The organism is Bacteroidota bacterium, from assembly GCA_016718825.1.
Taxonomy (GTDB): Bacteria; Bacteroidota; Bacteroidia; order J057; family JADKCL01; genus JADKCL01.
The window spans coordinates 169,995-181,550 of sequence record JADKCL010000005.1; the positions used below are offsets into that span (position 1 = coordinate 169,995).

Annotated in this window: 13 protein-coding genes; 11 read left to right on the forward strand and 2 right to left on the reverse strand. The window is 50.1% G+C overall.

The annotated features are described in order from the left end of the window. Positions 1–10: 10 nt before the first annotated feature. Positions 11–2,653 (reverse strand): tetratricopeptide repeat protein, encoded by a 2,643-nt coding sequence (locus IPN95_07285; GenBank protein ID MBK9449206.1) that lies wholly within the window; start codon positions 2,651–2,653, stop codon positions 11–13. A 96-nt stretch (positions 2,654–2,749) separates the two neighbouring features. Here IPN95_07285 and IPN95_07290 point away from each other — a divergent pair, with 96 nt between their 5' ends. The 11 genes from IPN95_07290 to lspA all read left to right on the forward strand — a co-directional run bounded on the left by IPN95_07290 (position 2,750) and on the right by lspA (position 10,948). Then, positions 2,750–3,652 carry a M23 family metallopeptidase gene (locus IPN95_07290; protein MBK9449207.1) on the forward strand — a complete coding sequence of 301 codons (903 nt, stop codon included), beginning with the start codon at positions 2,750–2,752 and terminating at the stop codon, positions 3,650–3,652. A 54-nt stretch (positions 3,653–3,706) separates the two neighbouring features. Next, the gene (locus IPN95_07295; protein ID MBK9449208.1) at positions 3,707–4,171 is read left to right on the forward strand and encodes a polymer-forming cytoskeletal protein; all 465 of its coding nucleotides are present in this window, start codon (positions 3,707–3,709) and stop codon (positions 4,169–4,171) included. Next, the gene (locus tag IPN95_07300; protein MBK9449209.1) at positions 4,164–4,421 is read left to right on the forward strand and encodes an AtpZ/AtpI family protein; all 258 of its coding nucleotides are present in this window, start codon (positions 4,164–4,166) and stop codon (positions 4,419–4,421) included. Before IPN95_07295 ends, IPN95_07300 begins: the two co-directional genes overlap by 8 nt. 35 nt (positions 4,422–4,456) lie before the next feature. After that, positions 4,457–4,819: a hypothetical protein gene (locus IPN95_07305; protein MBK9449210.1), complete on the forward strand. Its 363-nt coding sequence runs from the start codon at positions 4,457–4,459 to the stop codon at positions 4,817–4,819. After that, on the forward strand, positions 4,809–6,203 hold the full coding sequence (gene atpB, locus IPN95_07310) for a F0F1 ATP synthase subunit A (GenBank protein ID MBK9449211.1): 1,395 nt from the start codon (positions 4,809–4,811) through the stop codon (positions 6,201–6,203). The genes IPN95_07305 and atpB overlap by 11 nt, the downstream gene beginning before the upstream one ends. A 40-nt stretch (positions 6,204–6,243) precedes the next feature. Further along, positions 6,244–6,552, forward strand: a complete 309-nt coding sequence (gene atpE, locus IPN95_07315; GenBank protein ID MBK9449212.1) for an ATP synthase F0 subunit C — start codon at positions 6,244–6,246, stop codon at positions 6,550–6,552. 132 nt (positions 6,553–6,684) lie between these two features. After that, entirely contained in the window at positions 6,685–7,179 is a 495-nt protein-coding gene (gene atpF / locus IPN95_07320; GenBank protein ID MBK9449213.1) for a F0F1 ATP synthase subunit B, read from the forward strand. 7 nt (positions 7,180–7,186) lie between these two features. Next, positions 7,187–7,744, forward strand: a complete 558-nt coding sequence (gene atpH / locus IPN95_07325; protein ID MBK9449214.1) for an ATP synthase F1 subunit delta — start codon at positions 7,187–7,189, stop codon at positions 7,742–7,744. A 2-nt stretch (positions 7,745–7,746) separates the two neighbouring features. Then, positions 7,747–9,330, forward strand: coding sequence for a F0F1 ATP synthase subunit alpha (locus IPN95_07330; GenBank protein MBK9449215.1), 1,584 nt, complete (start codon positions 7,747–7,749; stop codon positions 9,328–9,330). Between the two features lie 21 nt (positions 9,331–9,351). Continuing rightward, positions 9,352–10,254: an ATP synthase F1 subunit gamma gene (gene atpG, locus IPN95_07335; protein MBK9449216.1), complete on the forward strand. Its 903-nt coding sequence runs from the start codon at positions 9,352–9,354 to the stop codon at positions 10,252–10,254. Between the two features lie 121 nt (positions 10,255–10,375). Next, complete coding sequence (gene lspA / locus IPN95_07340; protein MBK9449217.1) at positions 10,376–10,948, forward strand: signal peptidase II; 573 nt, start codon at positions 10,376–10,378, stop codon at positions 10,946–10,948. 51 nt (positions 10,949–10,999) lie between these two features. On the opposite strand, the gene IPN95_07345 is transcribed toward lspA, so the two are convergent. Next, positions 11,000–11,518, reverse strand: coding sequence for a hypothetical protein (locus IPN95_07345; GenBank protein ID MBK9449218.1), 519 nt, complete (start codon positions 11,516–11,518; stop codon positions 11,000–11,002). Positions 11,519–11,556: the final 38 nt, after the last annotated feature.

An 11,556-nucleotide genomic window follows, 5' to 3' on the forward strand; every position in this document is an offset into this window, starting at 1 on the left:
GCGCGATGTGCTATTGCACGGCTGGAAGTAGCACTTCCTCATAGTACAGCAGGTAGTCCTCCATTCGTTTTTTGCCGTAGGCAGTACGGAAATTGGCAGGGCTGATGAACACCGATTGCTCCGTAGGATCGGTGAACAGCGGAGCAAGTTCCATGTCCTTCCGCAAAGCGCTCATGTAGCTGAGTGCATCCTTTTCAGAATCAAACTGACTGATGTAAGGCATGTGAAATTGATTCTGATACAGAAAGACACTCACATTCAGGCGCTTTTCGACAAAGTACTTACCGTTGAACTCGTTGAATTTCTGTTGAAGCTCATTGGATTGGAGCTTTTCCTTTTTGATCAAGGCCACGACGTAAACCTTTTCATGCGGTTTCCGGGTCGCTTCAAATCCGGCAAATTTTGGATTCAGTTCCTCGTTTTCTCCATCATTGCCAGGTTTTTCGCCGGGTTTGGGGCTCTCTCCCGGCTTTGCGGACCCGCCTCCGAGAAATGCCAACGTGCGGTTGACTTCAGGAATCACATCCGAATCAGGATAATTGGTTTTGGTATAGTTGTAAATCGCAATCAGGCTATCCTTCTGCCCCATGCCTGCATAGCTTTTGCCGCGAATCATAAACACCTCTGCCAAGCCTTGATCTTCAGGAAATTGGCTTAGAATGAAGTTGCTGAATTCAATGCAGGTATTCCATTCCTTCCGTTGGAAGGTCTCAAGGAGGGCCTTGTAGGCGCTTGCGAAATTTTCCATGGACTCTTTCGATCCATCCTCAAACGTCTCATTGTTGCAGTACTTGCAATAGCGACTCGCCGGTGCAGCTCCGCAAATTTTACGTTTCTGCTCATCGGCTAAGTCCTCCGCACCAGCGTCTTTATGGATTTTGTAGAGCGCATAACGAGATTTGAGGGCAAATTCAGAATCGGGATAACGTGCAACCAACCGTGTGTACACCGCAACAGCCGAGTCGAGAATGTTCAGCTTGTTGTTGTAAACCTGCGCCAACCCGTAAAGTGCCTCGACAACTTTTGCATTGGCCTCCGCAATTTCATCCTCCGAATGTGGAACATTCTTGATCATCCGCGCTTTTTCGGCAGATCCATACTTTTTTACATCTTCCTCGGTCACGACGGCCAATGCAACGGTATCCTCATCAGGACCAACTTGCAGCGTTTTGTTCTTCCTCCGCCAGTTGTCTTCGTTCTTTCGCGTTCCCCAAACCTGCTCAAATTTGACTTTCCCCGAATTGACTTGGTCGGGCGAATCAAAATAGAACCCTGAACCGCGCTGTTTGTCGTTTTCACCAAATTGGTTGAAGAGATTGGGATCGTTCAAGGCATTCATTTCCTCCATCTTCTTCTGTTCCTCGGCTTCCTTGCGCTTGGATTCGGCTTCGAGATAGTCATCTACATACGATTCCAACGCATTTTCGCTCAATTTACTTAGTTGAAGCAAGCTGTCTTGGAGGTTGATCGTGTTCAGATAACCGACATATTCTTTCAACGTCGTACTGATCGTGGAGATTTCGCGGTATTCAGGAGCCTCCGGATTGATGGCCGAAGACGCACTGTCAAAATAGACTTGCGCATGGGTGAAGTCCTTGAGGTCGTAGAAATAGATTTGCCCGATTTTGTAATAGGAGAGGGCCTTTTGACGCTGATTGTTGGTGTTTGCAGCAATGGACCTTTTCAAATCCTTGATCGCTGTCTTTTTCTTGTCGAGTTTGAGATCGAGCATGGCAATCTCATAGTAAACACGGTCACGGTAGTCGATGTTCTTTTCGTCACGCAGCATCTTTTTAAGGATGCGCATCAACTTCTCGTTTTCCGCATCGCCATCTTGGTTGGCGATCATCAACTTAGCCAGGTTCAGCTTTGCGTTGAAAATCAGCTCGTAATCCGTATTAAGCTTTGTGACGGCCTTGTAGTTCTCGTAGGACTTTGTGTATTGGTCTTGGTCCTGGTACAACTGACCAAGCAAATAGTGCACACGAGCCTTGTTGTTGGCACCCTTGATATACTTCTTGTTGGAATTGAGTGTGCGTTGCACCTCATCGTATTTCATTTGGTCCAACAGCATTTGTGCCTTCACCAATGCCAATTCGCCTTTTTCCTTCTTTTTGAGGTCCATGTGCCCAAGTTCCTCCTCCAGAATTTTCAAGGCTTGCGTGCTATTGTCATCCATGAAGTGGGTTTTGGCCATCCACATATAAACGAGTGGCACCAGCTTGGAATCGGGGTAGCTCTTGAGGACGAATTCAAAATTGCTCAGCGCGAGAATGTAGTTTCTTTTATAGAACCAAGCTCTGCCAATGTTGAAGCGAAAATTGTCGATCCACTTGTTGTCTTTTTGGTTGTGCTTCTGAAGGGCGATTTCGCAAATCTCGATTGCGTTGTCAAACAGCGTCGAATTTGCCTTTACATCCTCATCCGTTCCGGCAAACCAAACAGGGATGTATCCCTCAGGCGGCACACGGTAGGCCGCATTGATTTTTTGAACACCTTCTTTCAGCTTGAGCTGGGCGTTGTATTGGTAATTGAAAAGGCTCGTGGTGTTGTGAAAACTCCTGGAAACGATGTTGTTCCGGCGGACACCGCAGGAACTTATCCACAAAACTGCGAGGAGAATTGTGAGAAAATATGTAACTTTGTGCTTCAATGTTCCAAATTGTTCGGGAAAATAACGGATTCTTCTCGAAACGCGGCTAGGTAAAAATCGGGTACCTGCACGACAAATATAGGGAAAAGGAAAGAGATGCTGAAAGAGAGAGTGACAGCGGTGTGGGCGAAGTTGGTGAAAAAATACCGACTGGTCGTCTATGACCAAGAATCTCTCTCCCAATCCAAGAATATCATCTTCAAACCGGTTGCCGTAGTGTTGATTGCCTCAGGTGCTTTTTTGGCCATTTCGGGGATCACTTCACTGCTTATTTTCAAGGTTCCCTTCATCCACCGCGCCATTCCCGGGTTTGAGTCACATTTGTCAGAAGACTTCAAATCGCTGCAGCAGAAAAACAACGAACTCGAGCGTCAGGTTGGTGCCTTGGATTCCATTTTGGTCGTCCTTAAATCGGCATGGAGTGCTGGAGATGCTCGGCCGAAGACGAATCCCAAAGTCTGGGAAGGTGCGATGCCCGAGCCTGCCGACATGCGGCCCTCGGACGCCGAGGCCAGCGAATTTGGACAACAAGTACAAGAGGCTGCACCCGTAGAGGCCGCGATTCCGCCCGCCAATTCGGGTACACGCGAAATCACAGCCCGCAAACCGAGCAGCGGTTTGGTCCTGAACCTCGTGCCGCCGATCGACGGCTATGTCACAAAGGACTTCGAGCCCAAAGACAAGCCGCATTTCGGGATTGATTTGGGTGCCGAAGAAAATTCGCTCGTGCGCTCCGTCGCCGACGGCGTCATCGTCTTCTCTGAATATTCCAATACCACCGGCTATGTCGTCGGTATATGGCACAGCAATTACAACCTGCTGTCCTTTTATAAGCACAACAGCCGCCTGTTCAAGACGGTGGGTTCTTATGTCTTTGCCGGCGAAGCGATCGCAGTGATCGGCAATACCGGCATCAATTCTTCCGGTACACACCTCCATTTTGAGCTGTGGTACAACAGCAGCCCGGTCAATCCGGCTGATTACATCAACTTCAACTAGGCGCGGTCTATGTTTGGATCTTCGAAATCAAAGGGTAGTAACAATAGTAGGGGTATGGCAGTCGAAAACGTATTGAACACCATCGCAGAAGGAACGGTACTTGAGGGGAAGATCATCACCAAAGGCGATATCCGTGTCGAAGGACGCGTGATCGGCACCATTACATGTGATGCCAAACTTGTGATCGGCGAGAGAGGTTCGGTCGAAGGCATCGTCGACGCCCGCAACGCCTATATCGCTGGCAAGGTGAAAGGGCAAGTCGTCGTCCGCGAATTGTTGCAGCTCCAAGAAAAGGGACAAATCAACGGGGACATCTTCACACAGAAGCTTTCTGTACAGGTTGGCGCGGTCTTTACCGGCAATTGTCGCATGGGGCAGGATGCCAAGGCGATGCTTGCCGAGTCCCAAAGTCGATTCGATACCGCCGAAGGCGACCGCAAATCCCCCAAAAAGGTTGCCATCAACGGTCACAATGGCGTGGAAGAGCAAGCTTCCAATGTAAGCCTCGTCAATGAGTGAGCCCGACAAAAAGCGCAAAGACTACATACATTATAGTTCCGCAGGGATACAAATGGTGTTGACCATTTTGCTGTTTACCTACCTCGGCACACGTGCGGACAAGCATTTCGAAACTTCCAAACCAATTTGGACAGCCATCTTGGCCATCTTCGGGGTCGTGATCGCGATGATTTTCATGGTAAAGTCCTTCCTCCCGCCGACCAAAAAGAAGCCCACGATCAAAAAAGAAGACGAGAACAAAGCAGAATGAGTATTCTTAAATATACCATCGTTTCGATCCTCATCATGGGGGTGATCATGGCCGTGGCCTGGTTCGCGCAGGACGCGCTGTTGCCTCCCGGCAGCATCGGATTTGTGCTCGGCGCCATCGCCTTGTCGAGCATCTCCGGAATTGTCGCCTACGCGATCGTTTATTCCGGGATTGAAAGAAGAATTTCACTTTTTACAGCTTATGTGAGCGGAAGTATGCTGTTGAAGATGATGATTGGCGTCATGGCAGTATTTTTAATTGCCCTTAAATTCAAGGATTTCGCCACTCCGTTCGTTCTTGCTTACTTTTTCTGCTATTTTGTTTTTACTTCCCTTGAGGTTTACTGGTTGATGCGTAAATTGCGCCCGATTTCAAAAAAAGGTGGGCATGAAACGTAAGATGAGAAGCCGAATTTCTAGTTTTTATTTGAGTCTCGCAGTGATTCTGGGCCTTGCCTTTTCACTGAACACAAGCAGCCTCCAGGCTCAGGGTCATGAAGACCACGCTCACGGAGATACTGTTCATGCAGGACACGATGCACATGCAACCACCGGGCATGACGCACATGCAACCACCGGGCATGATGCACATGGCGGAATGGAAGCTGCCGGCGGGCATGGCGGAGAGGAGCTCGAAGACGAAATTTCTGATGTGATTATCCACCACGTGATGGATACCCACGATTGGCACCTCGCCGATGTGGGAGAAACGCCAATCGCACTGCATCTCCCTTGGATTCTCTACAATTCAAAGACGGGCCTCGAATTCTTCTCAAGCACCCATTCGCTCGTAGAGAACGCCAATTATATCGAATCACACGACAAGGTATATTATGTGTCGAGTAAAGAGCCGAAGTATACCTTTCACAATGTAGCTACGGATGCCGGTGAGAAGGCGGAGTTGAATGCTTTAGTCAAGGAAAGCCAAGGGAAGTATGCATTTGTTCATCACAAAGGCATCAAGCGGTTGGCAGATGGCAAGAAAGAGAAGGTGGACCACGTTGAAGTCTTTGAATTGGTGCAAGGCGCTACGTTGATCGACCTTTCACTGACCAAAACGGGTTTGCAGATTCTGATCGTGGCGATCGTCATGTTCTTGATTTTCACATCTGTTGCCCGCGCCTATAAAAAACGTGACGGTCTTGCACCAAAAGGCTTGCAGGGTTTTATGGAAGTGGTGATCCTCTTCGTTCGTGACGATGTCACCAAGCCTTACTTGCATGGTAAGCACGAGCGCTTCCTGCCTTATTTCCTCACGTTGTTTTTCTTCATCTGGTTTTCCAACATGTTTGGTTTGACCCCATTGAGCAGCAACATCGCAGGAAACACGACGATCACCATCATGTTGGCGATGCTGACGCTGATCCTGATCGTGCTCAACTCGACCAAGGATTTCTGGATGCACATTCTCTGGTTCCCCGGTGTGCCCATCTGGATGAAGCCGTTGATGTTGGTGGTGGAGCTCATGGGCTTTTTCACCAAGCCTGCAGCTTTGGCCATTCGTCTTTTTGCGAACATTTCCGCAGGTCACTTCATGGTGTTGGCACTCATCTGCCTCATCTTCATCTTGGGTGACAACGGACATAGCACCGCCGGTGCGATCACGATCATGCCGCTTTCAGTTGCGTTCTCGCTCTTCATCTTCGCGGTGGAGTTGTTGGTGGCAGCTGTACAGGCATTTGTTTTCTCTTTGCTCACCGCAGTTTTCATCGGTCAAGCGATGGAGACCCATGGGCATGACGAGCACCACGACGAGCATGCCGAAGTAGCAGCTCACCATTGATTAGTATTTTATCATTGTATCACTATAAATTTTTACGAACATGGATGCAGTAGCAGGAGCAGGAATCGGTGCCGGATTGGCAGTGCTCGGAGCAGGTTTGGGTATCGGTAAACTCGCAGCAGCAGCTGTGGAGTCGATTGCCCGTCAACCATCGGCCGCTGGCGACATTCGCGCCAACATGATTCTTACTGCGGCTTTCGTTGAAGGGGTTGCACTCTTCGGCGAAGTGATTTGTTTGTTGGCAGTCCTTAAGTGGTGGCCAATAATTAGAAAAACGATGGAAAACAGGCCGAGGGAATGCCTCGGCCTTCCATCCGCTCTTAAAGGTACAGCTGCATGGATTTGCTGACGCCCAAGCTAGGATTTTTCTTCTATGCCCTTATCGGGTTGGCTTTGGTAACAGGAATAGTGGTTTTCGCAGTGTTGTACATGGTTTCGAAGAATAGGAAAAAACGTTCGCAGAAAGCGATAAAGCAATAAAATGGAGCTGTTAACACCAAAACTTGGTTTATTCATTTGGGCGCTGATCATCTTTTTGATCTTGGTCATGCTGCTCAAGAAGTTTGCTTGGAAGCCAATCATCGCTGCACTCAATGCACGTGAAGAAGGAATCCAATCCTCCATCGACGAAGCCAAGAAGGTTCGTGCGGAGATGGCCAACCTCAAGGCAGAAAACGAAAACCTGCTTGCCCAGGCCCGCGCAGAGCGCGAATCCTTGCTCAAGGAGGCCCGCACCATGGGTGAGGAAATCGTCGCCAAGTCGCACCGCGATGCCGAGGCTGAGTACAAGCGTATGGTAGAAAAGGCGTTGGAAGACATCCGCTCCGAAAAGATGCGGGCACTCGTCGATGTCAAGAATCAGCTTGCCAACCTCAGCATCGAGGTTGCCGAAAAGATTCTGCGTCAGGAATTGACCGACCGCAAAACGCAGGAAGACGTGGTCAATCGTTTTGTCAACGACATGAACCTCAACTAATTCAGCCATGATTGAGATCAAATTAGGAGACCGTTACGCCAACTCGATCCTCGTGCTCGCACAAGAGCGCGGACAGGTCGAGCGTGTGCGTGAGGATTTCCAACTGATCCAGAAGGTTTGCCGCAGCAACCCTGACTTTGTGAACATGCTGGAAAGCCCGCTCATCAAGTCAGACAAGAAGCAGCACATTCTGGACGCCATTTTTGGCAAAAGCTTCTGCGACATCACGCAGACACTCATTGAAATCATCGTGCGCAAGCGCCGCGAAGGTTATTTGGACGATATCGCCGATCGCTATCTGTTCCAATATGACAAGCTCAACAATATCACCCGTGGTATTTTGCGCTCCGCCGCTCCGCTCACTGCTGATCAGATTGCAAAAATCAAGCAGCTCGTCGAGAAGGAATTCAAGACTAGCTTTGAGATTGTGCATGAGATCGACCCTTCGTTGCTTGGTGGTTTTGTGCTCAACATTGGCGACCGTCAATTTGATGCCAGTATCTCCACGCGCCTTCGTGCGCTGAAAAATGAATTTGACAGTAATCCCTACGTTAAACAGGTATAACAATGGTAGAAGTAAGACCGGACGAAGTCTCCGCTATCCTGCGCCAACAGCTCAGCGGTTTCAAGACGGAAGCAGAATTGCAGGAAGTCGGTACCGTATTGCAAATTGGTGACGGTATCGCAAGGATATATGGCCTATCCAAAGTGCAGGCCGGCGAGTTGATCGAGTTTCAAAACGGCCTCCGTGGCATGGTGTTGAACTTGGAAGAAGACAACGTCGGAGCGGTGCTTTTTGGTGAGAGCGAAGGGATCAAAGAAGGTGACACCGTTAAGCGTACAGGCCGTATTGCCTCTTTGCCAGTCGGCGAAGGCATGATCGGTCGCGTCGTGAATCCGCTCGGCGAAACCATCGATGGCAAAGGCCCAATGGGTGGTGAATTTTTTGATTCGCCATTTGAACGCAAAGCTCCCGGTGTGATCTACCGTCAGCCAGTGGCCCAGCCGTTGCAGACGGGCATCAAGGCCATTGACTCGATGATTCCCATCGGTCGCGGTCAGCGCGAGTTGATCATCGGTGACCGTCAGACAGGTAAAACTGCTGTTGCCATCGATACCATCGTGAACCAAAAGGAGTTTTACGAAAAAGGCGAACCCGTTTTCTGTATCTACGTTGCTTGCGGCCAAAAAGGCTCTACGATCGCACAGGTGGTCAAGGCTTTGGAAAAAGCCGGCGCCATGGCCTATACCGTGGTCGTCGCTGCTCCAGCATCCGCTCCAGCACCTTTGCAATACTTTGCACCCTTTGCAGGTGCGGCCATCGGGGAGTACTTCCGCGACTCAGGCCGTCACGCATTGGTGATTTTTGACGACTTGAGCAAGCAGGCTGTCGCTTACCGCGAAGTCTCCCTCTTGCTTCGCCGTCCTCCAGGTCGCGAGGCTTATCCAGGTGACGTGTTTTACCTGCACAGCCGTCTCCTCGAGCGTGCTGCGAAAATCATCGAAAACGATACCATCGCGGCCGCAATGAACGACCTTCCTGACAACTTCAAGAAGATCGTCAAAGGCGGTGGATCCTTGACTGCGCTTCCGATCATCGAGACGCAAGCAGGTGACGTTTCGGCTTATATTCCTACCAACGTGATTTCCATCACCGACGGTCAGATTTTCTTGGAATCCAACCTCTTCAACTCAGGTGTGCGCCCTGCGATCAACGTCGGTATCTCCGTGAGCCGCGTCGGTGGTTCCGCGCAGATCAAGCCGATGAAGAAAGTTGCAGGTACCTTGAAGCTGGACCTCGCCCAATACCGCGAATTGGAGGCCTTCTCCAAGTTTGGTTCGGACCTCGACAAAAGCACCATGGCTCAGTTGGAGCGTGGCAAGCGTCTCGTCGAAATTCTGAAGCAAAAGCAACTCAGCCCGATCCGGGTCGAGGAGCAAATCGCGATCATCTACGCGGGTACCAAAGGTCTTTTGGACGTGGTGCCTGTCGAGAAGATCAAGGAATTTGAGCGTGCCTTCATCGAGGATCTGCGTTTGAACCACAACGATGTCTTGGTCGAATTGGCCAAGAAGGGTGGTGACGTCGGAGCCGTCGAAAAGGTGCTCACCGATACGGCCAAGTCTGTCGCGGCCATTTTCAAGAACTGATAAAATTAACTTTTTGCCGAAATGGCGAATACAAAGGAATTACGGGAACGGATCAAGAGTGTCAAAAGCACGCAACAGTTGACGCGCGCCATGAAAATGGTGGCAGCGGCCAAGTTGAAGCGTGCCCAAGATGCGATTGTTCAACTGCGTCCTTATGCCCAGAAGCTCGGTGAGATCATGGGTAATATCGCAGCAGACATGAGCGACGATCTCGACAGCCCCTACACCAAGGAGCAAAAGCCCGAAAAGGTATTGCTCGTTGTGATCACTTCCAACCGCGGTCTTTGCGGTGCCTTCAACACCAACGTGAACAAAGGCGCTTTTGAGGTTGCCAAAGGAGTCTACGCTGAGCAATTGGCAGCGGGCAATGTGTCCGTGTTGGCAATCGGCAAGAAATCCTTTGAATACTTCAAGAAGCGTGGTTTCCCCCTCGTCGGAGAAAACAATGACGTGTTCCAAAACCTGAGTTTCGACACAGTCAATGCTGTCGCTTCCATGGTGATGGATGGCTTTGTCGAAGGCAAGTGGAACCGCGTGGACCTCGTATTCAACGAGTTCAAGAATGTGATGTCGCAGGTCAAAAAGCATGAGCAGTTTCTGCCGATTGCGGGCACGCCTGCGCCCGCAGCAGGTGGCTCCGGCGCTGAGACGGCTGCGACAGACTACATCTTCGAACCCAACAAGGCCGACATCCTCAAGGACCTGATCCCTAAAAGCCTCCGTACGCGCTTTTTCAAAGCCGTATTGGAAAGCAATGCAGGCGAGCACGGTGCAAGGATGGTCGCCATGGACAATGCTACAACGAATGCAGAGGAGCTCATCAAGCAATTGAAGCTTGCCTACAACCAAGCGCGCCAAGCAGCGATCACCAAGGAAATCTTGGAAATCGTCGCCGGTGCCGAGGCTTTGGCAAGTGCGGGTTGATCCTGCTGTGAATAAAAAAATGCAAAAAGGCTGCTCGTAAGGGTGGCCTTTTTGTTTGAGATTCGAGATGCAACTGCAACAGCATTGCAAATTCCACCAAAACCCACGACCTTCGCCCACGATGTCAAAAGGCAAAAAATACCTCATCTTCATTCTGATCATCGTCTTGGGGGTCGGGCTCGATCAATACACCAAGCATTTGGCCAACATTCACTTGGGGACCTATTGCAACCCGGAATACCCTGATTTTGACTATCAGAAACAAGGGGAATGCAATTGGGATCCGGATGCGTTTTTCAGTTGGACCCATATTTACAATGATGGCGCGTTTTTGAGCATGGGTTCGACTTGGGATCCTACCCTCCGCCTGATCCTGCTCACGGTTGTGCCCGGCTTGTTGTTGTTGGGTGTATTGGTCTATTTCCTGAGCAATGACAAGGTTCGCACGCTCGAGTCCGTGGTTTTTGCGCTGATTGCAGCCGGCGGCCTGGGCAACATCATCGACCGCGTCATGGCAGGTAAAGTGGTGGACTTCATGCACATGCACTTCGGATTTGCAGGGACGGGCATTTTTAATGTCGCCGACCTCTACATCACTTTTGGCGTGGGCATATATCTCATTGTTGCCGCGAAGGCCTACATCAAGGGCGCTCCCAAGGAGCCCTCAGACCCAGAGGCAACGGCCAAAGGCTGATTTGCATACTTTGGGCCGGATTTGGTCCCGTTTCCCTACTACTTGGGGCAATCAAGGAGCCAATTGTGCGCTCATTGTTTGATTGCCTTGATTCGTAACCTGATGGTAATGCAAATTCCAGCCGGCTTCCTCCCAAAGTTGGAATTCGAAGCCGATCTCCTCTCCATTTGAATCGATTTCCCGCACGGCCAAGGACTCGTTTTCCCAGTGTTGGTTTTGGTATTTCCAACTTTGAAGGAAAACAACATTACCAAACACATCAAATTCGGCAAGGGTACGGGATTGGGGAATCCATTGACCGGCAAAACGGTGGAGTTGAATGACTTGTTGTGGTCGACCGTTCATATCCAAAAGAACGGCTTCGGCGTTGAGGCCTGAAGGGTCAAAGAGGGTGTCTTGGCCAATGCCGGGCAACAAGATATCCCAAGCATCGAGCGACAGCGGACGGGACATGGGCCAAACCTGCTTTTGCAGGGTTTCTGTCAGGCTTTGGGCAGGGAGATAAAAACAGGCAAAAAGCAGCAGGGTTAGGGTGCAAAGGGTTCTTGAAATACGCTGTAAAGGTTTCATTTTGAGTGAAGAATGTTGGGTGATTGTAAGACGGTACA